At 45.5% G+C, this 23,728-nt stretch carries 18 protein-coding genes and 1 pseudogene; 13 read left to right on the forward strand and 6 right to left on the reverse strand.

Annotated elements, in window-relative coordinates:
* Window positions 1–97: 97 nt before the first annotated feature.
* Entirely contained in the window at window positions 98–1,258 is a 1,161-nt protein-coding gene (locus tag ACUN2T_RS00995; protein ID WP_445495829.1) for an FAD-dependent monooxygenase, read from the reverse strand.
* The gene (locus ACUN2T_RS01000) at window positions 1,255–8,481 is read right to left on the reverse strand and encodes an amino acid adenylation domain-containing protein (protein ID WP_445495831.1); all 7,227 of its coding nucleotides are present in this window, start codon (window positions 8,479–8,481) and stop codon (window positions 1,255–1,257) included. Before ACUN2T_RS01000 ends, ACUN2T_RS00995 begins: the two co-directional genes overlap by 4 nt.
* Window positions 8,482–9,219: 738 nt before the next feature.
* Between ACUN2T_RS01000 and ACUN2T_RS01005 the strand changes: the two genes are divergently transcribed.
* The 12 genes from ACUN2T_RS01005 (at window position 9,220) to ACUN2T_RS01060 (ending at window position 18,991) form a co-directional block, all read left to right on the forward strand.
* Entirely contained in the window at window positions 9,220–9,318 is a 99-nt protein-coding gene (locus ACUN2T_RS01005) for a hypothetical protein (RefSeq protein ID WP_445495833.1), read from the forward strand.
* 140 nt (window positions 9,319–9,458) lie between these two features.
* A complete protein-coding gene (gene ompR, locus ACUN2T_RS01010; protein WP_021323367.1) occupies window positions 9,459–10,178 on the forward strand; it encodes an osmolarity response regulator transcription factor OmpR in 720 nt (239 codons plus the stop codon).
* Window positions 10,175–11,506: a two-component system sensor histidine kinase EnvZ gene (envZ, locus tag ACUN2T_RS01015; protein ID WP_445495834.1), complete on the forward strand. Its 1,332-nt coding sequence runs from the start codon at window positions 10,175–10,177 to the stop codon at window positions 11,504–11,506. The genes ompR and envZ overlap by 4 nt, the downstream gene beginning before the upstream one ends.
* Window positions 11,507–11,718: 212 nt before the next feature.
* Window positions 11,719–12,759, forward strand: a complete 1,041-nt coding sequence (pstS, locus tag ACUN2T_RS01020) for a phosphate ABC transporter substrate-binding protein PstS (RefSeq protein ID WP_445495835.1) — start codon at window positions 11,719–11,721, stop codon at window positions 12,757–12,759.
* A gap of 97 nt (window positions 12,760–12,856) precedes the next feature.
* Window positions 12,857–13,813 (forward strand): phosphate ABC transporter permease PstC, encoded by a 957-nt coding sequence (pstC, locus tag ACUN2T_RS01025; protein ID WP_445497774.1) that lies wholly within the window; start codon window positions 12,857–12,859, stop codon window positions 13,811–13,813.
* Window position 13,814: 1 nt separating this feature from the next.
* Entirely contained in the window at window positions 13,815–14,699 is an 885-nt protein-coding gene (gene pstA, locus ACUN2T_RS01030) for a phosphate ABC transporter permease PstA (RefSeq protein ID WP_445495837.1), read from the forward strand.
* Window positions 14,700–14,731: 32 nt separating this feature from the next.
* Window positions 14,732–15,502 (forward strand): phosphate ABC transporter ATP-binding protein PstB, encoded by a 771-nt coding sequence (pstB, locus tag ACUN2T_RS01035; RefSeq protein ID WP_445495839.1) that lies wholly within the window; start codon window positions 14,732–14,734, stop codon window positions 15,500–15,502.
* A 14-nt stretch (window positions 15,503–15,516) separates the two neighbouring features.
* Entirely contained in the window at window positions 15,517–16,236 is a 720-nt protein-coding gene (gene phoU, locus ACUN2T_RS01040) for a phosphate signaling complex protein PhoU (protein ID WP_445495840.1), read from the forward strand.
* 153 nt (window positions 16,237–16,389) lie between these two features.
* Window positions 16,390–17,226 (forward strand): ABC transporter substrate-binding protein, encoded by an 837-nt coding sequence (locus tag ACUN2T_RS01045; RefSeq protein WP_445495841.1) that lies wholly within the window; start codon window positions 16,390–16,392, stop codon window positions 17,224–17,226.
* Between the two features lie 80 nt (window positions 17,227–17,306).
* Entirely contained in the window at window positions 17,307–18,044 is a 738-nt protein-coding gene (locus ACUN2T_RS01050) for an amino acid ABC transporter permease (RefSeq protein WP_445495842.1), read from the forward strand.
* A 1-nt stretch (window position 18,045) separates the two neighbouring features.
* Window positions 18,046–18,789 carry an amino acid ABC transporter permease gene (locus tag ACUN2T_RS01055; RefSeq protein WP_445495843.1) on the forward strand — a complete coding sequence of 248 codons (744 nt, stop codon included), beginning with the start codon at window positions 18,046–18,048 and terminating at the stop codon, window positions 18,787–18,789.
* 67 nt (window positions 18,790–18,856) lie between these two features.
* Window positions 18,857–18,991 (forward strand): hypothetical protein, encoded by a 135-nt coding sequence (locus tag ACUN2T_RS01060; RefSeq protein WP_445495845.1) that lies wholly within the window; start codon window positions 18,857–18,859, stop codon window positions 18,989–18,991.
* Between the two features lie 22 nt (window positions 18,992–19,013).
* Here ACUN2T_RS01060 and ACUN2T_RS01065 read toward each other — a convergent pair.
* Together ACUN2T_RS01065 and ACUN2T_RS01070 are read right to left on the reverse strand one after the other, a co-directional pair.
* Window positions 19,014–20,046: pseudogene (locus tag ACUN2T_RS01065) on the reverse strand (IS630 family transposase).
* Window positions 20,024–20,668 (reverse strand): hypothetical protein, encoded by a 645-nt coding sequence (locus tag ACUN2T_RS01070; protein ID WP_445495846.1) that lies wholly within the window; start codon window positions 20,666–20,668, stop codon window positions 20,024–20,026. The pseudogene ACUN2T_RS01065 and the gene ACUN2T_RS01070 overlap by 23 nt, the downstream one beginning before the upstream one ends.
* Window positions 20,669–20,975: 307 nt before the next feature.
* Between ACUN2T_RS01070 and ACUN2T_RS01075 the strand changes: the two genes are divergently transcribed.
* Window positions 20,976–21,128: a hypothetical protein gene (locus tag ACUN2T_RS01075; RefSeq protein ID WP_445495848.1), complete on the forward strand. Its 153-nt coding sequence runs from the start codon at window positions 20,976–20,978 to the stop codon at window positions 21,126–21,128.
* Between the two features lie 32 nt (window positions 21,129–21,160).
* On the opposite strand, the gene glnG is transcribed toward ACUN2T_RS01075, so the two are convergent.
* Together glnG and glnL are read right to left on the reverse strand one after the other, a co-directional pair.
* Window positions 21,161–22,585: a nitrogen regulation protein NR(I) gene (gene glnG, locus ACUN2T_RS01080; RefSeq protein WP_445495850.1), complete on the reverse strand. Its 1,425-nt coding sequence runs from the start codon at window positions 22,583–22,585 to the stop codon at window positions 21,161–21,163.
* A gap of 9 nt (window positions 22,586–22,594) precedes the next feature.
* Window positions 22,595–23,644 carry a nitrogen regulation protein NR(II) gene (glnL, locus tag ACUN2T_RS01085; protein ID WP_445495851.1) on the reverse strand — a complete coding sequence of 350 codons (1,050 nt, stop codon included), beginning with the start codon at window positions 23,642–23,644 and terminating at the stop codon, window positions 22,595–22,597.
* Window positions 23,645–23,728 lie beyond the last annotated feature (84 nt).

The following is a 23,728-nucleotide window of genomic DNA, read 5'->3' on the forward strand; positions in this document are numbered from 1 at the left end:
TGTTTGATGATCCGGTAGGCATCTCAATAGTGGTCTGAATCTGTATCAGTATGCACTGGATTCGGTGACGTAGATTGAATTGCCATTTTATACTGTCTCAACTATCCAGGGTAAATATCAGGGAGCTTTTTATATTCTGTTTTAATGCGGACTCAGGTGCCAAGCGCAAGGCCAGATTTCGTTTCAGTCGAGGGAAAAAACGATCCTCCTGCTCAATATCACTCATCGATCTTGAGGCATTGACCATCGTTTCTGTTCTTGGGATACGTGTTTTTTCATAAAAACGCAATGCAGTTATAGGATCCGCTTTCTGCATGATAGCGTGCGCCAGAACAGCAGCATCCTCCATTGCCATTCCGGCACCTTGTCCTAAGCTAGCCAGCATCGGATGCGCGGCATCGCCTAATAATGTGATACGACCTTTTCCCCAATGTGGAGAAAAAGGACGATCCTGAGCGGGAACGGCGATAATGTCTGTCGAAGGCGTTTTTAAGATGATATCTGAGACAATATTTGGCCAGCCTTGGTAGAAACCTGCAATGTCTTGGTTGGAACCTTGCCATGCTCGCGCCTGTTTGTCTTTCATATTGGCTGTTCCCCACCAATAGACTTCTCCCCCGCCAATGTCAATTAAACCAATCCGTTTACCGGCCCCCCAATAATGCACGATATAACCTGGCGTAATTTGCTGATGCTGGTAACGAGTGATAGCCAGCCAGCAAATATAATCAGCAGTGCGAATAGGTTCTGAACCATGCATTAGAGTCCGCACAGTAGAATAAATGCCATCGGCACCGATGAGTATGTCTCCCTGGGCTTCACGGCCATCAGCAAACTTCACAGACACTCCAGTGGCAGATTGATTAATCTCAACCGCCTTGGCGGATACTTTGACTTCAATATCCGGCAACTGTTGCAGCAGGGCTTGCTGTAATGCTTGACGCGAAATACACACACTGGCAGCGCCATTTTCTGCGGAAACCTCTGCCAGAGGTAGTCGCCTTAATAAACGATCGCCCGCCGTACGTATTTCAAAGGTGTTGGCCGGGGTACCGAAGTGCTCCAAATTAAGATTGATGCCCAGGGCGTTAAGCGCAACTGAGGCATTAGACATCACTGATAACCCAGAACCACTGGTCCTCAGCTCCGGTGCTTGTTCATAGATCTCAACGGTGCAACCGATGTGTTGCAGAGCGACGGCAGTCGTCAACCCACCAATTCCTGCACCGATGATAATGACTTTCAAAGGTTCGTTCATTTTATGCTCTTAATTGATGTTGCGGTTAGAGAGGAGGAGATACGCATTTCATGCAAAATCACGTTTGCTACCTCGGCAACGTAGGGTTCTTCCATTATTGCCAGATGATCGCCAGGGACATCAATGACATTTAACTTACCTGTAGTTTTATTGCCCCAGCCATTTTTGGGATCACGATATTCACTGCGAACAGAGTCATGCATTGAACGTAATACGTTTGGTAAAGGCTGGGTCGCATGCAACAATGTCATATCAACATCGGCAATATTTTGAGTTGAATAATCCGCCGCCGCCTGCCAATTAGTCTTGTAGACTTCAAACAGTCGCTGCACCACAGCTCTTGAACTCGCTTGTGGAATGGCTCCGGTAGCGATGGCATGTTCGGTAATATGTTCAAAACGCCCCTGTAAGGTGGTGATGTTTTCAGGAACAATCTGTTCAGGTAACTCTGCCCCTTGGTTAAGCCATAGCAGTTCCCAGAAGAACCAATTCAACAAGGCATTATCATCTGTTTTCCTGCGTGATTGTGCATTCAGCGTCATCGTATCCAGTACAAATAGGTTAGCTGTCTTTTCGCCTGACTCTTTCAGTTGCCGGGCCATTTCAAAAGCGACAAAGCCGCCATATGACCAGCCGCCGAGTGAATAGGGTCCTTGTGGCTGTACCTGGCGAATAGCTTGAATATAATTAGCTGCCTGCTGCTGTACCGTGGCGAGAGGTGTTGATCCGGCGTCAACGCCATGAGCCTGCAATGCATAAAATGGCTGGTCAGCGGGAAAGTGCTGAACTAAACGCAGGTAAGACAGAACGTTACCACCCATAGGATGGACAAAGAATAGCGGGTGGCGTTTACCGGTGGTACGCATCGGCACCAGTGGGCTAAAGTGTGCTTGTGCATCACTGTGGCGAACCCGCAGCGCCAACTGAGCCATTGTTGGATCACTGACAAATACCGATAGCGGAATATTGACGCCAAAATGTTTTTCAACCAGTACCACCAAACGCATGGCTGTCAGAGAGGTTCCTCCCATATCAAACAGATTCTGATGTACAGAAATCGATGGGATCTTTAATAAATCGGCGGCCAGTTCGCATAATATGCGCTCATAACTATCGTCAGGTTTCTCATCATGACTGTCGATATGTTGCCGGGTGATAACGGTTTGGCTTAATTGACTGTCATCCCTTTTGCCACTCGGTGTTTTAGGCAGGGAATCCAACCATTCGATATGGCTGGGGATCATATATTGCGGCAGAGTGGCAAGCAGATGCTCAGATACCTTATCAACTATATTGTCACTCTTTTCTCCCACCAGAAATGCCACCAGAAAACGGTCATTGGTGTTAGGTTGCTGAACAACAACGGCAACGTCTTTAATGAATTTATCTGCACCTGGTGTACTGGCAATAGCGAGTTCCACTTCGGCCAGTTCGACCCGGTAGCCACGTACCTTAACTTGGGCGTCTTTACGTCCCAGGCACAATGTCACACCATGATTCAATTTGATGCCCAGATCGCCGGTACGATACCATTTCCCCGGAGAGTTTATGAGTGTAATAAAACGTTCAGCGCTCAATTCCGGTTGATTGTAATATCCCAAGGCTAATGAGGGGCCACTGACATAAATCTCACCACGTACTCCAGGTAAAACTTCCTGTAGCTTATCATTCAGGATCAATATGTTAGCATTGTTAATCGCGGTGCCGATAGGCGGCAATGCCGGGAAGGTTTCAGTATTACCGCTCATGGTAAATGAGGTAATAACGTGTGTTTCCGTTGGTCCGTACTGGTTTTCAAGGAGCCCATCTTCGAGTTTGCCAATGAACTTCCTGATTTCATCCGTAACGCGTAATTGCTCTCCTGATGAAATCACTACTTTTAGCTTTTCAGGGTAAATATTCAATGTATCCGCTGTTTCTGCCAATTGTTGCAGGGCAACATAAGGCAGATAAATACGCTCGATTTGGTGCTGATGAAGCAATCGGAGCAGGTTAGCTGGATCTTTGCGCTGCTCATCACTGACAAGATGTAATGTTCCGCCTGAAGCTAATGTGGAGAAAATTTCCTGGAACGAAACATCAAAACTCAGGGGTGCATATTGCAGTGTCGATGATGCCCGGATTCCACTGGCTGTTGTGTTTTGCCATTTCACTAAATTAGCCAGACTTCGATGCGGCATGGCAACGCCTTTTGGTATACCGGTAGAGCCGGAAGTGAAGAGTAAATAGGCTATCTGCTCAGGCGCAATAGTAACGGCAGTAGGTTGTATTAATGAGTCTGGCCCTTGAAGCAGCTCATTCACATCAATGAATAGAGTAGAGGAAAGTCGAGGGCTTGCTGGCTGCTGTTCTGTATTGGTAATAATGATCAATGGCTTTACTTGCTCAATCATCGCTTCAATACGTTGGGCTGGATAACTTAAATCCAACGGCAAACAGATCCCCCCTGCACGTAATACACCGATCAATGTTGCAATCAATTCCGGTGAACGCGCCAGAGCAATCCCGATTGACGTTTCTGCGCGAACGCCCCGCTTTACTAAAGCATTAGCGATAAGTGCCGATTTATGCCAAAGTTCATCAAATTGCCATTTTTCATTACCATATTTTAGCGCGATTGCCGACTTATGCTGGCTGACAGCCCAACTGATCGCATCAATAACCGATGTGAAAGTTGAAGAAGGGGTAATAGTCTGAGTGGGTATTTTGGGTATGGTGCTAAGTGCGGCTTTTTCGTCACTCCGGTTGACAATATTTCTGAGAATAGTTAAGTAGGCATCAATAAACATATCCGCCTGAACCGATGAGAACACTGTACCATCAAAGTCACAGCGTAATACGTTACGGCCGGTAGCAAAATCCGTCATAACGTTGACCAGGATTTCAAAGTTGGTTTCTTCCCAAGGCGTGAATGAAATCAAACGCAAATCGGGGGAATTAAAGACTTCTGCTAGCGCATGGAAATAGACATAGTTAAAAGCCGTGCTGATTTTTGCTCCATCACCCGCAGCTTGCTGGATAGCATTCAGAGGGTATTTTCTATGTGGTGAATGACGTTGCTCTGTGATAAAGACGTCATTGACACATTCTATCCAGGTTTTACCTGTTGCTGAAAAACGAACCGGTAATGTATTAAGGAATAACCCCAATAAATATTCTGAGTTTTGTACCTCAGGCCGACTATGAGTGATTAAGCCTGTTGCAATTTCATCCTGTTCGGCAAATAAGGCAATTGTGGCGCAATGCGCCGCGAAAAATACGGATTTAGTTGATACACATTTTTGTTGTACCCAGTCTTTTAGTCGTTCTTCTATATCATCCGGTATTGATACTGATTTCGATATCAAAACTTCATCAGATGGAACATCATAGAGTCTATAACCTGTGACCTGTGTTCGAGATAATTCGGAAAGTTCATGCTGCCAATAGATTTTGTCCTCCACGGATGTCAATGATAGTAACTCATTCCGCACAGACAATGCGGGTGACGGCAGATGGATATCAGTAATACCCTTTCCATCACTATCAATATAGTGATGCAGTAATTCGCGTATCAGATTAGCCACACTGCTGCCATCTAGGATTGCATGGTGAAAACTCAGAATGAGTTCAAGCGCTTCTGCTGTTTTAAATAATCTGATGCTAAATAGTGGTGCACGATTGAAGAGATAATGATGGCGTGTCTGCTGATACATATATTGGATAATTTGATATTCAGCGCGGACAATATCAATAGTACTGAGATCAGTAATTGCAACGACTGAATCAATATCAATAGATTCATATTCATTCACAATTTGCAGAGGTTCTTTAAAGTCAGCCAGATTAAAGTGTGAACGTAGGGCTGGGTGCCTTTGAATCAATATCGCCGCACTTTTCCGGAAGTGGTTGGGTTCCCACTTAGCTTGAAGGGTATAGCGGAAAACATCTTTGTACTTTGCTGAATCATTAGCCTGCTGGCTATGATAGATCAAACCCAATTGTAGCTGTGTCGTCGGATAGGCATCCACAAAACCAGATAATCTGGCCTTTTCAGCTTCATCAATCAGGGCAAATGGCAACAGATCCAACGTGTCTGCGATAGGTTGTGAGAGTTCAACTTGATGGCTCAACTCAGAAATGGTCAGGTATTGCGTCAATTGCGACAGAGTGACTTTGATGCCTGCTTTTTCAGCTTCGGAACGGATTTTCAGCATCAGGATTGAGTCACCACCGATAGCGTAAAAACTATCCTTGATGCCAACATTGCTGATGTTCAGAACGCTTTGCCATATTTTAACCAGGGTTTTTTCAAGTTCGGTTGAGGGCATATGTGCCGCCTCAAGAACGTTATCCTGCATTAGCTGACTCAGCGCATTGCGATCCGCTTTACCATTCGGTGTCAGGGGAATAAAGGGTACAGCAATAAATTTTGCGGGTACCATAAATTCAGGTAAGGAGTCTAACAGGCGGTCACGTAGCGTATCCGCAGTATAATTTTTACTGGCGACATAATAGGCGCAAAGATAGGTGCCACGTTGTTCATCATGCTCAGCAAGGACTTCTACACTGGTCATGCCCGACATTCTCTCCAGCGTGTTCTGGATTTCGCCCAGCTCGATCCTGTTTCCACGGATTTTCACCTGATTATCAATACGTCCAAGATATTCGATGCTGCCATCAGGCAGCCATCTGGTCAGGTCCCCGGTGCGGTACCAACGCTCAGTTGTTAAACCGGGTATGTCACGGATAAACTTCTCATCAGTTAATTCAGGCTTGTTAAGATATCCACGAGCCAGGCCTACGCCACCAATTTGTAATTCCCCTGCTACACCCATCGGTTGCCGGGTGTTGTGGAGCGACATAATACGCAGCGCGGTATTATTGATAGGATAACCAATTGGCACTCGGGTAATGTCTTCTGTTGAATCAGGACAGATCTCATAATAGGAAACATCAACTGTTGCTTCGGTGGGCCCGTATAGATTAACTAATAGCGGCGCGTCGTTGCCAAACTGTGTAAAGATCTTCTTAAATTGATTTACCCGGGCGGGGGATAATGTTTCGCCGCTGGTGAAAATTCTGCGTAGGCTGCCGATTTGGCGGATCAACTCAGGTTGCATTTCCAGTACATTAAGGAAAGGAAGCAGCATCGAAGGAACAAAGTGCACTGTCGTTACATTGTGTTCTTTAATCGCTTTAATGATCTCTAGAGGATCTTTTTGTGCTCCGGGTGGCAGCAAAGCGACAGCGGCACCAGTCATTGACCACCAGAAGAGTTCCCATATGGAAACGTCAAATGAGATGGGGGTTTTTTGCAAAATAACATCGGTTTCATTTAACGGATATTTTTCCTGCATCCATTCCAGCCGGTTAACAACGGATCTGTGTTCAATCATCACACCTTTCGGCCACCCGGTGGAACCTGAGGTATAAATGATATAAGCCAATGAATTGGGGGCAGAACGGTTAAGTAACGGTAATGTTGCGGTATCAGATGTATACCGGCTGTTTAGCACTCGATAGTGTTCAGCAAGTGTTTCATTGATTGGGTGTTCTGTCAGAATGACGGAAACGCCGCTGTCTTGCAGAATATACTCTATTCTTTCAGCGGGATAAGAAATATCAATGGGCAGGTAAGTTGCCCCCACTTTCAGAGTGGCAAAAATGGAAGCCAGCATTTCCTCGCTACGTTCCATCATAACGGCAACAACATCACCGGATTGCACTCCATGCCCGACCAGCATGGATGCGATATTATCGGTATGAGCCTGTAATTGTTGATAGCTCCAGGATTGTGACGTGTGTTGTGCCGACTTAATGGCAATGGCCCCAGGATGTAAAGCAGCCTGTTTTTCAAATAAGGTAGAAATGGTTTCGCGATCAGAGAAAGGGACATTCGGTCCCTGTTCAAAGGCTTGCAGTTGTTGTTGCTCCGCTGTCGGAGAGATATCAATATGTGAAACGCAACTGTCCGGTGCAGTGATGATTTGTAAAATTATCTGTGAGAGTGATGCGGTAAACTGTTCAAATGAATAGTCAGTATTGAAAACATCAGTGGCACCCCAAAAATTGATAGCGACATCATTGTTATCACCATAGGTAATCATATGAATGGCTAAAACATCTGCTTCATGACCATTGGCATAAGCATTTGAATAATATTCGATTTTTTCGAGCGCAGGAATTTTCTGTAACTGAAGATAGGAAACCGTGACATCAAATAGCTGGCGGGAAATATTACCGGCCCTATTGCGTGTTTTTATCAGTTGGCTCAGAGGAACATGTTCATATCGTTTCAGAAATTTAATTTTTTTCTTAATTTGCTGTGCTAATTCCCGCAAACTCATCGCGGAGTCAACGGTCACGGAAATTGGCAGCGTATTGGCCCATTCACCAATAATACGGATATTACGTTGCTGACGGTTAAATAGCGGGATGCCGATAGTGATATGAGAATTGTTATGTATCCGTGCTAATAAAAGAGCAAGTGCTGTGGTCATAACAATAAGAGGGGACATTCCAGTTGCTAATGTACTTTCAACCTGAGAACGGGTTAATGTCATCTGTTGTTTTATAAATTGGATATTTTCGGTTGACTTCTTACGGGTAAATAAAATGGGTTCAACCTCCTCAATAGTTTTCGCCAGCGCAGAGACTTCATTCACTATGGAATGGTGTTTTAGATGTTCTAGCGACTGGGTAATAGCTGCCAGATACTCTTTTTGAGTGTTAACATATTCTGGGACAGGTTCCGAACTTTGATATTGCTGGAGGATTTTTGTGCTGAATAAATTCATCCCCCAGCCATCGCAAACAATATGATGGGTACGTAATAAAAGGGCAACATAATTAGCTTGGTTCGGGGTAACAATGGCGACTTCTAACAGAGGAACACCGGTTAAACTGAATACTTTAGCCGGCCATGCCGAAATAAACTCTTCAGCAGTTTGAGATTGTGATTGTAAATATTCGTTGTTGATTATCTCGACTTTAACCTCAGCCATACAATGATTGATACGCTGGGTTAATAACTCATTTTCTTCTAAAATTTGTATTTTGCCGATGATTTCCTGATTAAGAACATTATTTGCCGCCATAACGAGCTTATCAAGATTAATATCCCCGGAAAAGTACCGTATTTGTGCCAAAGTGTATTGAGCGCTTTGTGGGTTGCGCTGATTTTCAAAAAAGATATCTTGTTGATATGGAGTAAGAGATATTACTTTTTGTAATTGTTTCATATCGTAACCCTTGAAGACGAAAAGGAACACTCTATGTCATTGCGATTATGTCGACTTTTCATTGTCAAGCAAAAAAATGACATAACTAGTTGATTTATTATAAAAATAATCATATTTTTGATTCTAATTGTGTGATCCCTGTATTATTTTCCATATTTATTGGTAATAGACATAATTTATCATCTACGACATAAAGTATAAATTATATTTAAGTTTTTTAACCATTAAAGAGTAAAGTTTTCGCTGCGAAAATTGTGAGTTAATAAATCCTGCCCATTTTGCAAGGTTAGTGCATGAACTACATTGGGGGACAAGATCATCGTTGTTCCTTTAGCCATTGCCGACGAAAAAGTGAGTAGCCATTCAGTTGTCTGGGTTAATTTATTTGTATCAGCGTTGAAGAAGTGTATTGGTTGCATGACAGAAAATGTGACGCACTTCCTGCTTTACTGATAATGAAAAACAGGTCAGAGGGTTCAATCGGAGAAAAAGCGAACTAAATTGTTTATTATAGTCAGAAAAGATTAAAAGAAACTTATCCGGGTAGTTTTTTGTCCAAACATTGGGATGTATTGAAAATGGTCGATCTAGAGCTTCGTCGGGAAGGAAAGGTTCATGCTGGCGCGTGGATCTGATGGGAAGATGATATGAAGCGGAAAGTATTGTTCGTTTAGCCTGTCTGATGAATTTGATGCAGTTAGCGGGTGGATTTCGGTTAATTCCCCGGTAGCCAGGATATTGATGAGTAAACCAGCCGGTGACGAAATTATCATAAAAAATCGATGTATAACAGCTAGTTATAAGATTTTGGCACTCAGTGGCTTACCATTGAATTAATCATTCAGATTAATAACGTATGAAAATAAGTCCCATAAGAAATTATCTTAAAATATATATATCTGGTTTCTATCTTTGGTTTAATCTTCTTCATAATGATAAATTTAGCAAAGCATGTAGTATTTATTTGGAGTTCAATAATGCAAGAAGGTAACAAAATCCTTGTGGTGGATGATGACATGCGTTTACGAACGTTATTAGAGCGTTATCTGACAGAGCAAGGTTTTCAGGTACGTAGTGCTGCTAATGCGGAGCAGATGGACCGCTTATTGACACGGGAATCCGTTAGCTTAATTGTATTGGATTTAATGTTACCTGGAGAAGATGGGCTTTCTGTTTGCCAAAGACTGAGAAAACAAAATAATCCGGTGCCGATTATTATGGTGACAGCCAGAGGGGAAGAAGTAGACCGCATTGTTGGGTTGGAGATTGGCGCTGATGATTATATTCCTAAGCCATTTAATCCTCGTGAGTTATTGGCACGTATCCGGGCGGTATTACGTCGTCAGGCAAATAAATTACTGGGCATACCCGCTGAGGATGATGCAATTATTAATTTTGGTAAATTCAGTCTTAATCTGAGTACCCGGGAAATGTTTCAGGGAGACGAACATATGGTACTGACCAGTGGTGAGTTTGCCATATTGAAAGTGCTGGTTTCTTATCCTGGTGTACCGCTGTCCCGTAATAAGCTGATGGGTTTAGCCCTCGGCCGGGAATACAGCACTATGAAGCGATCTATTGATGTTTTGGTTTCACGTCTGCGCCGTGTGATTGAAGAAGATCCTGCACACCCGCGCTATATCCAGACCATCTGGGGGCTGGGTTATGTCTTTGTGCCTGATGGAAGCCGTGTATGAAGCGATTACGATTTTCCCCTCGCAGCACTTTTACCCGTACTTTATTCCTGGTCATGGCTATGCTGTTTATCAGTCTGGTAACCAGTTACCTGGTTGTTGTGAATTTCGTTATCATGCCAAGCTTACAGCAGTTCAATAAAGTGTTAGCGTATGAAGTTCGGACTTTAATGGCTGAAAGATTGAAGCTGGAGGACGGATCTTTTCTGGTGATCTCACCGGTAGTGCGCCGGGAGATTTATCAGGAATTGGGTATGACGCTGTATTCTGAGTCTGACGCGGAGATACAAGGTTTACGCTGGGCCAGGCATTATGATTTCCTAAGTGAGAAGATGAGTCAATACCTGGGTGGCAAAGCGGATCTGCGTCTGGAGATAAACAAAGAGAGCCCTATACTTTGGCTTAATTCTTATTTGGCCCCCGATATTTGGGTCAGGGTTCCTCTGACTGAGATCGAACAAAATCAATTCTCACCCATTTTCCGTTATACACTGGCCATTTTATTACTGACGTTTGGTTGTATCTGGCTTTATATCCGTTTTCAGAATCGGCCCTTGCTGGAAATGGAGTATGCTGCCAGACAGACAGGTAAAGGTATTATGATGCCCACAGTGCGGGAAGCGGGGTCGCAGGAAGTTCGCGCTTCTATTCGTGCATTTAACCAAATGTCCGCAGGAATAAAGTTATTGGAAAGTGACCGGACGATATTAATTGCCGGGGTAAGTCATGATTTGCGTACTCCACTGACACGTATCCGCTTGGCAACAGAAATGATGAGCAAGGAAGATGCTTATTTGTCTGAATCTATCAATAAAGATATTGAAGAATGTAATGCCATTATTGCGCAATTTATTGATTATCTCCGTACCGGGCAGGAAATGCCAATGGAATTCTGTGAGCTTAATTCTATTCTTAAAGAGGTTATTTCCGCAGAGAATGGCTATGAGCAGGACATTGAAAATAATCTGTCTCTTCCCCCAATAACCGTTAACGCGAACCCGATTTCCATTAAACGGGCATTGGCTAATATGCTGGTTAATGCCAATCGTTATGGTAATGGCTGGATTAAAGTCAGTAGTGGTCAGACTGATGAGTTTGCCTGGTTTCAGGTAGAGGACGATGGCGCAGGAATTAAGCCGGAAGATTTGCCGCAGTTATTTCAGCCATTTGTTCGGGGTGAAAGGGCACGCAGTAACAGTGGGACGGGGTTAGGTCTGGCGATTGTTCAGCGGATTATTGATGCTCATGACGGGAAAATTGAAATTGGTACCAGCGCCAGAGGGGGGCTATCTATTCGTGCCTGTATTCCTGTTGTGGAAGATAATTTTTAATGGCCTGATGATAATCTCCAGCTTTAATTTCATGGACTGTGGAGATGACAGTTTTATGTCAGCATCAGGCTGAGTTTGCATTGTACTGTCATAAAAGTGTCATAATTAAGACATTTTGCTGTAACTAAATTGACCTATTTTCCCTTCTGCACCTTTTTTAATCTGACGAACACATTTCTTTGTTGATTTTCAATATCCCGTTAGGAGGGGTTATGAAACTGATGCGTATCACCGTAGCCGGCATAATGGCAGCGACATTTTCTGTGACAACCTTGTCTGTATTCGCTGCTTCCAGCTTGACGGGGGCGGGTGCGACATTTCCCGCCCCGGTGTATGCCAAGTGGGCAGATTCTTATCAAAAAGAGACTGGTAATAAAGTCAATTATCAAGGCATCGGTTCTTCCGGTGGTGTAAAACAAATTCTGGCAAATACCGTTGATTTCGGTGCTTCCGATGCGCCCTTATCTGATGAAAAATTAGCGGCTGATGGCTTGTTCCAATTCCCGACGGTCATCGGTGGAGTCGTACTGGCGGTGAATATTCCTGGCATTAAATCCGGTGAACTCACACTGGATGGTAAAACGTTGGGTGATATTTATTTAGGTAAAGTGAAAAAGTGGAATGATCCGGCGATTACTAAATTGAATCCGGGGGTAATACTGCCGGAACAGGATATTGCGGTCGTGCGTCGTGCGGATGGCTCCGGCACCTCTTTTGTGTTTACCCGTTATCTCTCTAAAGTGAATAGCGAGTGGAAAGCAAAAGTTGGTGCAGGTTCCACGGTAAGTTGGCCTGCTGGGCTAGGGGGTAAAGGCAATGATGGCATTGCCGCATTCGTTCAGCGTCTGACGGGTTCCATTGGTTATGTTGAATATGCCTACGCTAAACAGAATCATTTGGCTTATACCAAACTGGTCTCTGCTGATGGCAATGTTGTCAGCCCGACAGAAGAGAGTTTCAGTGCCGCAGCGAAGAATGCGGAATGGCACCAAACGTTTGCGCAGGATTTGACACACCAGCAAGGTGAAAATGCATGGCCGATTACTTCCACCACCTTTATTCTGGTTCACAAACAGCAAAAAGACGCCGCCAAAGGGGCAGAAATACTGAAATTCTTTGACTGGGCTTACGAGAAAGGCAGTAAACAAGCGAATGATCTGGATTATGCAACCCTGCCAAAAGAAGTGGTTGAGCAAGTTCGTGCAGCCTGGAAAACCCATGTGAGGGATAGCAGTGGTAAAATTCTGTATTAAATCGTGTTGATGGCAACGGTTTGAAGTATCGATTAAATTTGTAGTTTTGATTTCTCCCCCGCTAAAGGGGGAGTTAACCCGGATGAGAATAAGCTCTATGGCCGAACAGAAAACGGCAATAAAAGCACCCAGTAAAAACGGCGATATTATTTTCAGCGCATTGGTTCGGCTAGCGGCGCTGATGACTTTGTTTTTGCTGGGGGGCATCATTATCTCGTTGATTATTGCCTCCTGGCCCAGTATCCAGCAGTTCGGCATCTCTTTCCTCTGGCATAAAGAGTGGGATGCCCCGGCAGAACAATTTGGTGCATTGGTGCCTATTTACGGTACATTGGTCACTTCGTTAATTGCTTTGATCATTGCGGTGCCTGTCAGTTTCGGGGTTGCACTGTTCCTGACGGAACTGGCGCCTAACTGGCTGAAACGCCCGCTTGGTGTCGCAATTGAGTTGCTGGCTGCAATTCCAAGTATTGTCTATGGCATGTGGGGGTTGTTTGTGTTTGCCCCTCTGTTTGCTACCTATTTTCAGCAGCCGGTCGGCAATGTCCTTTCCGGTATGCCAATTGTGGGTGAACTGTTCTCCGGTCCTGCCTTTGGCATCGGCATTCTGGCGGCAGGTGTCATTCTCGCTATCATGATTATCCCTTATATCGCCTCGGTTATGCGTGATGTGTTCGAACAAACACCGGTCATGATGAAAGAATCCGCTTATGGTATCGGTTGTACTACTTGGGAAGTTATCTGGCACATTGTATTGCCTTACACCCGCAATGGCGTGATTGGTGGTGTCATGCTGGGCCTTGGCCGTGCGCTGGGGGAGACAATGGCAGTGACTTTTATCATCGGTAATACTTACCAGCTCGACAGTTTCTCACTGTTTATGCCGGGCAACAGTATTACTTCTGCGCTGGCGAACGAATTCGCTGAAGCTGAATCTGGCTTACATACCTCAGCATTGATGGAGCTTGGCCTGGTTCTGTTTGTGATCACCTTTATTGTGCTGGCATTGTCAAAATTAATGATCATGCGTCTGGCGAAGAATGAGGGGCGTTGATATGGCAACAATGGATGGGCAAAAGCCTATTAATGCAAATGCACGCAGCCGTAAGCAGGCATGGCGCCGTCAGAAAAACCGCCTCGCTCTGCTGTTATCAATGGCAACCATGTTGTTTGGTTTGTTCTGGCTGGTGTGGATTCTGTTCTCCACCGTCACCAAAGGCCTCGATGGTATGTCGCTGGCGTTGTTCACAGAAATGACACCGCCACCGAATACGGAAGGTGGTGGTCTGGCAAATGCCATTGTGGGTAGTGGGTTGTTGATTTTATGGGCGACGATTACCGGCACTCCGTTGGGGATCATGGCGGGTATCTATCTGGCCGAATATGGCCGCCGTTCATGGTTGGCCGAGGTGATCCGCTTTATCAACGATATCTTGCTGTCAGCGCCTTCTATTGTCGTCGGCTTGTTTGTTTACACTGTCGTTGTAACGAAAATGCAGCACTTTTCCGGTTGGGCAGGGGTGATTGCCTTAGCGTTGTTGCAAGTGCCGATTGTCATCAGAACCACTGAGAACATGCTGAAACTGGTTCCTGATAGCTTACGTGAAGCAGCCTATGCCTTGGGAACGCCTAAATGGAAGATGATTTCGGCCATCACGCTGAAAGCCTCGGTATCCGGCATTATCACCGGTGTATTGTTGGCAATTGCCCGAATTGCTGGGGAAACAGCGCCGTTGCTGTTCACCTCTCTTTCAAATCAGTTTTGGAGTACTGATTTGAGTCAGCCAATTGCCAACTTGCCGGTCACTATTTTTAAATTTGCGATGAGTCCATTTTCTGAATGGCAGCAACTGGCGTGGGCAGGCGTATTATTGATAACCCTGTGTGTATTGCTGATTAACATTGTAGCGCGTGTGCTGTTTGCCAAGAAAAAGCACTGACTGATATTTTCAACAGAGAGAAGTAAATGAACATGGCTAATGATATCGCTGGCAGTAAAATTCAGGTCCGTGATCTGAACTTTTATTACGGCAAATTTCACGCGCTGAAAAACATTACGTTGAATATTGCAAAGAACAAAGTAACGGCTTTTATCGGTCCGTCTGGCTGTGGTAAGTCTACGTTATTACGGACTTTCAATAAAATGTATGAATTGTATGGTGACCAGCGGGCAGAGGGAGAAATTTTGCTGGATGGCAATAATATCCTGACTGACAAACAGGATGTGGCGTTGCTGCGTGCCAAAGTGGGAATGGTATTCCAGAAACCGACCCCCTTTCCGATGTCTATTTATGACAATATTGCTTTTGGTGTCCGCCTGTTTGAGAAACTCTCAAGAGCAGAAATGGATGAACGCGTTCAGTGGGCTTTGACCAAAGCCGCATTGTGGAATGAAACCAGGGATAAATTGCATCAGAGTGGATACAGTTTATCTGGTGGTCAGCAGCAGCGTTTATGTATTGCCCGCGGAATTGCGATCCGCCCGGACGTTCTATTATTGGATGAGCCTTGCTCCGCACTTGACCCGATTTCTACCGGTCGTATTGAGGAACTGATTAGCGAATTGAAATCTGAATATACCGTGGTGATTGTGACTCACAATATGCAGCAGGCCGCGCGTTGTTCAGATCATACTGCGTTTATGTACCTTGGTGAATTGATTGAATTCAGTGACACAGACACATTGTTTACCACACCAAAAATGAAACAAACTGAAGACTATATTACCGGTCGTTATGGTTGATTACGGGGCATAACATGGACAATCTGAATCTCAATAAACATATTTCTGGTCAGTTTAATGCTGAACTGGAACATATCCGTACTGAACTGATGGTGATGGGCGGGCTGGTGGAGGAACAGCTCTCCAAAGCGATTACCTCGATGCATAATCAGGATGCGGAGCTGGCGCGTGAAGTGATTAAGGATGATCATAAAGTCAATATGATGGAAGTCGCTATTGATGAAGCATGTGTTCGCATTATTGCCAAGCGCCAGCCGACGGCCAGTGATCTGCGGCTGATTATGTCAATCTCGAAAACCATTGCTGAACTGGAAAGAATCGGAGATGTGGCAAAGAAAATTTGCCAGACGGCACTTGAGAAATTTTCACATCAGCATCAGCCACTGTTGGTGAGTCTGGAATCGCTTGGCCACCATACCATCCAGATGCTGCATGATGTTTTAGATGCTTTTGCCCGCATGGATCTGGAAGACGCTATTCGTATCTATCACGAAGATAAAAAGGTGGATAAAGAGTATGAAAGCATTGTCCGCCAACTAATGACTTATATGATGGAAGATCCCAGAACCATCCCAAGTGTGCTGACAGTTCTGCTCTGCGCGCGTTCGATTGAACGGATTGGTGACCGTTGCCAAAACATCTGTGAATTTATTTTCTACTATGTCAAAGGACAGGATTTTCGGCATGTAGGTGGTGATGAATTGGAAAAGTTGCTGACTAAAGATAACAAGTAACTCGCTGACAATGCTGGCATTTTCCGCCAGCATTGTTTTAGCTTATAATTCTTAATAGTTATAAATATAGTTTTTTATATTATTTCCTGCACTATAGTGAAATTGATAGCTTGTGATGATTAATCAACATTTAATTACCGTCAGGAGTTTTCAATGAAATCCCGCATTCTCGTCACGGCGTTGCTGGCTGGGTTAGCACTGGTTACTGGTGTTGCGAAGGCCGATAAACTGGATGATATTAAAAAAGCCGGCACAGTGCGGATCGCTGTTTTTGACAGTAACCCCCCGTTTGGTTTTATTGACCCGCAAACCAAAAAACTGGCGGGTTATGATGTGGATATCGCAAACGCGATTGCAAATGACCTTGGTGTTAAACTGGAACTGCGTCCGACTAACCCGGCAAACCGTTTACCCCTGTTGGCATCAAAGAAAATTGATCTGATTGCCGCCAACTTTACAGTAACGGATGAGCGTGCTAAACAAGTCGATTTTTCAATCCCTTATTTTGCCACTGGGCAAAAATTTATTGCCCGTAAAGGCGTTCTGAAATCCCCTGATGACATTAAAAACTTACGTATCGGTGCTGATAAGGGAACAGTACAGGAAATCACTCTGCGTGAACATTATCCGACAGCAAAAGTGATCTCTTATGACGATACGCCTCTGGCATTTGCTGCGCTGCGTAACGGCAATGTACAAGCAATCACTCAGGATGACGCTAAATTGGTCGGTCTGCTGGCTAACGTACCAGCGGCACAAAAAGCGGAGTTTGAGATCTCTCCTTTCAGCATCACCCGTGAATATCAGGCTGTGGCGGCGGCAAAAGGGGAAGAACGCTTAGTTGAAGCGGTGAACCAAACGCTGCTGAAATTGGAAAAAGAGGGTGAAGCAGAGAAAATTTATAACCGTTGGTTTGGCCCGGAGACTAAATCGTCTCAGCCGCGAGGTGACTTTAAGTTTGCGCCTTTGGAGCAGCAAGCTAAGTCCTGATGAGTGACAAACCTTGGTAATCAGCCCCGCGCCTTGTGTTGCGGGGTTTTATTATTGGTAATGTTTGGTAATCGTAAGATATGTTTGAGTTATTTGTTACAGAACACGTGCTTGCTCCCCAATACCTGGCGTGGCTTTGGCAGGGTTTCCTGATGACGTTATGGATATCTGCCTGTACCGTTGCGGCTTCCACGTTGCTGGGTTTTTTACTGGCTGCTGCTCGTGACAGCCAACTAAAAATTCTCCGTTGGCCGGTAACGGCTTACACCACCTTGTTTCGCAATACGCCTCTGCTGGTGCAACTGTTTTTCTGGTACTTTGCATCAGGACAAATACTGCCGCAAGAGGTGATGTTCTGGCTGAATACACCTCATGAAATCAGTCTGTTAGGTCTATCATTGGCGTGGCCTTCGTTCGAATTTCTGGCTGGATTTATCGGTTTGACCCTCTATTCGGCCCCATTTGTTGCGGAAGAATTACGGGCAGGTATTCAGGGTGTAGGACGTGGGCAGAAATATGCGGCTCATGCACTGGGGCTGACCGGTTGGCAAGCAATGCGTTATATCGTACTGCCGCAGGCGTTGAAGATAGCAATGCCGCCATTACTGGGACAGTATATGAATATTGTGAAAAACTCGTCGCTGACAATGGCGATTGGTGTGGCTGAACTGTCATATGCTTCCCGTCAGGTGGAGACTGAAACACTGAGAACGTTTGAAGCATTCGGTGTTGCGACGGTGTTGTATATCGCCACGATTGCGGTCATGGAAGGCTGGGGACAATGGCGTCAACAACAAGCTATCGCAAGAGGACATTAAAATGGATTTTTCAGTCATTGCAGAAAACTGGCGCTACCTACTGTTAGGAACCTTCCCTGATGGCCCCCTTGAAGGGGCGGTGTTGACATTGGCTATCAGCCTGATGGCTGGTGTGATTTCTATTGTATTGGGTACAGTTGCAGGTGTTGCTTTGGCAATGCTGAAAGGCTTTTGGGTTAACCTGTTAGCCGCAGTATTGGGCTTTTTCCGTGCAATTCCCGTCATTATGCTGATTTTCTGGACTTACTTCCTGTTGCCTGTGATGCTTGGCATGGAAATTCCTGAAATCACTACAGTGGTTTGTGCTCTGGCGTTGATCACCTCTGCTTATCTGGCTCATGGGGTGAAAGCGGGAATTATTGCGATTGGTGCGGGCCAGTGGCAGGCAGGGTTATCATTAGGTTTCAACCGTTGGCAGGTACTTTGGTACATTGTTTTGCCACAGGCATTACGCATGATGGTACCTTCCTTTATTAATCAGTGGATCGCTCTGATAAAAGACACTTCTCTGGCCTATATTGTTGGCGTGGCAGAACTTTCATTCCTGGCAACTCAGGTGAATAACCGCAGTATGGTTTATCCGACAGAGGTCTTTTTATTTGTCGCGTTGATTTATTTTGTGATGTGTCTGACGCTGGAATTGACAGCAAACTATATTGTTCGCCGTTTTTCTCTGCAACGCAGGAAAATATCTGTTTTCCGTTTTTGGCGGAAAGAAAAATTAATTTTGGCTCCCCAATATTAATTCTTTCTTTATTCAATGAGTTGTATTTTTGGCATAATCTCCCTATTTTAATTATAGGGGGATTTTAATGTTAATTTATTTTTCTGGTTTTATACCCGTTATCTTTCAAGTTGCCTCTTTATTGGCTGCACTCACTCACCCCGGCCACATCGTTATCTATGCTCCCGGGGATTCGCTCCCTTGCCGCCGCGCTGCATCTTGAAATCCATAGGGTATATACCCGCTTAACTTGAAGATGCAGGATTCAGAACCTGGAAATTGTCATTAATACGGCACGACAGGTTCCCGGCAAGTTCCGGTAATATTTCCGTAAAAAAGCGATGTATTGCCTGCCTGAACAAGGCCGTCGAGGCGAAATAAGGGTTATTTCTGACCTGTTCATTCATCACCTTCCACAGCCTTTCTATCGGGTTCAGATCCGGGCTGTATGGCGGTAAGTAATGAAGGTCGATATTCATCACATAAGCCCAGTCTTTCACCAGCTTACTCCGGTGGTAACCGGCTCCGTCAAGGATAATATGAACCTTCTGACTGACCGGATAGGTTTCACGCAGGGCAATGAAGAACTCGGCGATGTGATAACTGTCGATACGGTCATACTCGCGTACCCCTGTTTTACTGATATCGGCCAGATTCAGGGCGCCCATCAGGTTCAGACGGGTACGACTTCCCGTGGTTTTCACCGCCGTTTTCTAGCCTTTACGCATCCAGCCATAAGCCAGTTTCGTTCCCTGCGTGGGATGGACGCCATCAATGAACAGGATGGGCTCATGGTCTCCGGCTTCCTGCTTCAGTTTCCCGTAGGCTTCCATAAAGGCCCGTTGCTGTTCCGCGTTGAACTTGTGTGGCACGCCGGTCGGTTTTTTATAACTGAAGCCATTGTGGTGCAGCCATTTATTCATGCCGGGAATGGTGTAACGGATATCCCACTCTTCTTTGACAAGGCGGATAGCAGCCTGTGTGGTGGGCAGAAGATTCGCGGTCAGATAAGCCGATAAATGCCTGAGTCTGGGTTTCGCTGAGAGGGCTCTGAGAGCCGCCATTTTTGGGCTTGAGTTTGCGGTGATTAAGGTAATCGCTGATATGACGATTAACGGTCGTTTCATGAAGACGCAGGGCCTGAGCGATCATCACTGAACTCCAGCCCTCAGAGGCCAGCAGAACCGCTTTGATGCGATCACATTCCCTCTTATCACGGCAGGTGTGATGGAGGTGTTCAAGTTCGGCTTTTTGTTCATCGGTAATGAATATTTTCATGATTGATACCCTGAGTCTCATTTGGGGGAAAATCAAGCAGTTTCAATGAGCACGGGTATATACGAGTACCATCACTGATTGGCCTCGTACCATCACCAACCCAAATTTTACCCAACCGATCAGCTTCTTCACGACTTCCATTTCCTATACTAAAGTTAACCTTGCCATTGTCCCCTTTAATCGCTGCTGCTAGCCTTGAATCCTGCGAAGCAATATTGTGCAAATTTTGTTTTGCCAAGTCATGTTTCAATTTTGGATAAGTTGCCGAGTTATATGCAGAGATTTCATCACTGACTTTATTAATCAGTTTAGACGCTTTTCCGACATCCCCGTTCTTCAGTGCTTTCTCAGCCGTTTTGATAGTCTTCCCAGCGGTGTCACCTGCACCAGGAATAATAGCTATCGCGGCGACCAGATAATCTAATGCACTCTCAGCCTCGACAAAGCCTTTAATATCCCCGATAACCGGCACGAAGTCAGTACCAACGCTGATAATTTCCCCGGCTTGTTTACACGCCTCCGGTGACTGCTGACAAAAGGCTTTCTTTTTCTCCTCATAAGCTTTGATTGTTGAAGTAAAAATATCACCTTTATTACGGTGACCAAAATTACTGTGCCACATCAATAGCCGGATGAAGGGGATAGACGGCGGTCAGGTAAATTAAAAGATAACTCGTGGCCCTGACCACCGGGTTGTTGCGTTGATCCATCGTACTTTCTCTTTCCTCTTAAGTTAATCTGGCTTCGGTGATGAAACGGTCATCTTTCCATAGGAAATATTGATAACTTTATAGTGACATAAAAAAACTATTCTAGTGTAGTATTAATTTCCCGTCTGAATGGATGGTGCAAAATATGATCATGGTAGGGTTGTTTAAGCCTGATAATGGGGAATGCGATATATTAAATGCTGGAAAGTGGTGATAGGGATGGAAATATTCTATTCAACCTATGCGGTCGATTTGGTGATCGACGCTTTGATCTCCGATACGCGAAAAGCTTTAACAACTGAGAACCTATTAGCCGATTTTGGGCATGGGTCAGCAAATGCTCGTGAATTTATAGCCCTGTCTCAACCATAAAATCCGGATGTCCATCAAAAGCTACTCTCTCCTTACTCCAACCCCAATTCTTTTAGTTTCCGTGTAATGGTATTTCGTCCCCAACCCAACAGGCGTGCAGCATCCTGCTTATGTCCTTGGGTATGTTTAAGCGCACAGTTAAGTAAAGTACGTTCCAGCAATGGTAAGGCGTCAGATAGCAGATCCTGCTGACCCTTTTCCAACGCATTTGTTGCCCAGTGAGCGAGTAGCTGCGGCCAGTTTTCCGGTATTGTTGTTGCCAATGTTGTCATGCTGGTTTCAGGGTGATGGGCTTCAAATAGTTCAGGCGGCAAATCTTGTACCAATACTTCCTGACTTGCCGCCATCACCGTCAGCCAGCGGCAGATGTTTTCCAACTGGCGAACATTGCCCGGCCAAGGTAAGCGCATTAAAGCAATTTCTGCGTCAGGGTGGAGAATTTTTGCTTCTACGCCCAGCTCTTTGGCCGTTTGTTGCAGGAAATGGCGGGTCAGGCGAGGGAGATCCTCCACTCGGTCGCGCAGGGGAGGTAACTGCATACGAATAACATTCAGGCGATGATACAGATCTTCACGGAATTGGCCTTTTTCTACCAGTCGTTCAAGATCCTGGTGGGTTGCAGCTATAATCCGTACATCCACTTTCACGGGGGCATAGCCGCCAACCCGGTAAAACTGGCCTTCAGCCAATACCCGTAACAGGCGGGTCTGAATGTCCAATGGCATATCGCCAATTTCATCAAGAAATAGCGAACCGCGATTGGCCTGTTCAAATCGTCCATGACGTACTTGATTGGCACCGGTAAACGCCCCTTTCTCATGACCAAACAGCTCTGATTCAATCAGATCTTTGGGAATCGCTGCCATGTTAAGTGCAATAAATGGCTCATTGGCTCTTGGGCTGTGGCGGTGCAGGGCATGGGCCACCAGCTCTTTCCCGGTACCGGATTCGCCATTAATCAACACACTGATCGAAGAGCGGGAAAGGCGGCCAATAATGCGGTAAACATCTTGCATAGCAGGCGCTTCACCTATCATGTCGGAAACCGATGTAACGACCTGTGGATTTTTAGCGGGTTGATTCTGTTCGCGGGAGTGGCTAAGTGCGCGTTCCAGCAGTGCAACAGCTTCATCAATATCAAAGGGTTTTGGTAAATAATCAAAAGCGCCTTGTTGATAGGCACTGACTGCGGCATCCAGATCAGAATGGGCTGTCATGATAATAACCGGCAGCAACGGATGACTCTGCTTGATATTGTTCAGCAGGTGCAAGCCGTTCATTCCCGGCATACGAATATCAGAAATCAGGACATCCGGTGTGTTTTGGGTCAGCGCGGTTAGTACACTGTCAGCGTCTGCGAAACTGATGCATTCCATCCCCGCGCTACTGAGCGCCCGTTCAAGTACCCAGCGGATTGAGTTGTCATCATCAACGATCCAGATTTTTCCTCGTTGCATAGCTATCCTCTATTTCTTGATCGGTAAGTAGATAGAAAATTCTGTGTGCCCCGGCCAACTGGTAAATTCTATTTTACCGGAATGCTGATCTATTAAATTGCGGGCAATGGATAGACCAAGACCGGTTCCGCCTTCATGGGCACTGACCATCGGGTAAAATAGTGTGTCCTGAATTTGTGGCGGGATACCTGGCCCGTTATCTTCCACATCTATTCTGGCAGCCAGACGATAGCGCTTACCATGCAGGGTGATTTGGAATGCGGTCCGGGTACGCAGGGTAATGGTGCCACCCTGTGTGCCCAGAGCCTGCAAGGCGTTACGGGTGATGTTCAGCAGCACCTGCTCAATCTGATCCGGGTAGTGGGCCAGTTCTGGCAGGCTGGGATCGTAATCCTTTGTTAGTGTGACGTTATCCGGCATCTCCAGCGAGACTAATTGATAGACCCGTTCAGCAACATAATGAATGCTTTGTTGAATTTGTTCGCCCGGATGTTGTGGGCCAAGTAATCTGTCTACCAGATGACGCAACCGGTCCGCCTGTTCAATAATCACTTGGGTGTATTCCTGCAAAGCAGGATCAGGCAGGGCTCTTGAAAGTAATTGTGCGGCTCCCCTCAGCCCGCCGAGGGGATTTTTGATTTCATGTGCCAGCCCCCGAACCAATTCCCGTGCCGCTATCTGCTGAGCTTGTTGTACCTGCTCTTGGCTTAACCGGCGTTGACTATCCATAGGCGCCAGTTCCAGCAAAATGAACTGCCCGGAAATGGGTTGGGCACTGAGCGACATAATATGAGAGCGGTTATTAACCACTAACGTCACTTCGTTGTCAGTAAAACTCTGACCGCTGACTAAACTGGCGTGCATCAGTTCTGTATCCAGTGAAAAGTAACTGAACAGCACTGGAAGAGGTGTACCTAATAGTTTACGGGCACTCTGAGCTAATAGTTGCAGCGCTGCATGGTTGGCATAGCGGATCACGAGATCGGTATCCAGCACCAGTACGCTGTTAATCAACGAGTTTAATATTTGTCCGGTATCGGGTAGATTTTCCGTTTTCATCCACACTTCCTGCACCTTTTTGGTGCACTGTATCATATTCGAGCGTAAAACCCAGTCAAAGCCTGAGCTCAGGGAGCAGGAAAA

Source organism: Photorhabdus machadonis (genome assembly GCF_052657765.1).

Coding starts and splice junctions, on each gene's coding strand:
- pstS (WP_445495835.1), top strand. CDS start 11,719: ATGAAACTGATGCGTATCACCGTAGCCGGCATAATGGCAGCGACATTT.
- ACUN2T_RS01000 (WP_445495831.1), bottom strand. CDS start 8,481: ATGAAACAATTACAAAAAGTAATATCTCTTACTCCATATCAACAAGAT.
- ACUN2T_RS01055 (WP_445495843.1), top strand. CDS start 18,046: ATGGATTTTTCAGTCATTGCAGAAAACTGGCGCTACCTACTGTTAGGA.
- pstB (WP_445495839.1), top strand. CDS start 14,732: ATGGCTAATGATATCGCTGGCAGTAAAATTCAGGTCCGTGATCTGAAC.
- phoU (WP_445495840.1), top strand. CDS start 15,517: ATGGACAATCTGAATCTCAATAAACATATTTCTGGTCAGTTTAATGCT.
- ACUN2T_RS01050 (WP_445495842.1), top strand. CDS start 17,307: ATGTTTGAGTTATTTGTTACAGAACACGTGCTTGCTCCCCAATACCTG.
- ACUN2T_RS01075 (WP_445495848.1), top strand. CDS start 20,976: ATGGAAATATTCTATTCAACCTATGCGGTCGATTTGGTGATCGACGCT.
- ompR (WP_021323367.1), top strand. CDS start 9,459: ATGCAAGAAGGTAACAAAATCCTTGTGGTGGATGATGACATGCGTTTA.
- pstA (WP_445495837.1), top strand. CDS start 13,815: ATGGCAACAATGGATGGGCAAAAGCCTATTAATGCAAATGCACGCAGC.
- pstC (WP_445497774.1), top strand. CDS start 12,857: ATGGCCGAACAGAAAACGGCAATAAAAGCACCCAGTAAAAACGGCGAT.
- ACUN2T_RS01060 (WP_445495845.1), top strand. CDS start 18,857: ATGTTAATTTATTTTTCTGGTTTTATACCCGTTATCTTTCAAGTTGCC.
- glnG (WP_445495850.1), bottom strand. CDS start 22,585: ATGCAACGAGGAAAAATCTGGATCGTTGATGATGACAACTCAATCCGC.
- ACUN2T_RS01045 (WP_445495841.1), top strand. CDS start 16,390: ATGAAATCCCGCATTCTCGTCACGGCGTTGCTGGCTGGGTTAGCACTG.
- glnL (WP_445495851.1), bottom strand. CDS start 23,644: ATGAAAACGGAAAATCTACCCGATACCGGACAAATATTAAACTCGTTG.
- ACUN2T_RS00995 (WP_445495829.1), bottom strand. CDS start 1,258: ATGAACGAACCTTTGAAAGTCATTATCATCGGTGCAGGAATTGGTGGG.
- ACUN2T_RS01070 (WP_445495846.1), bottom strand. CDS start 20,668: ATGTGGCACAGTAATTTTGGTCACCGTAATAAAGGTGATATTTTTACT.
- envZ (WP_445495834.1), top strand. CDS start 10,175: ATGAAGCGATTACGATTTTCCCCTCGCAGCACTTTTACCCGTACTTTA.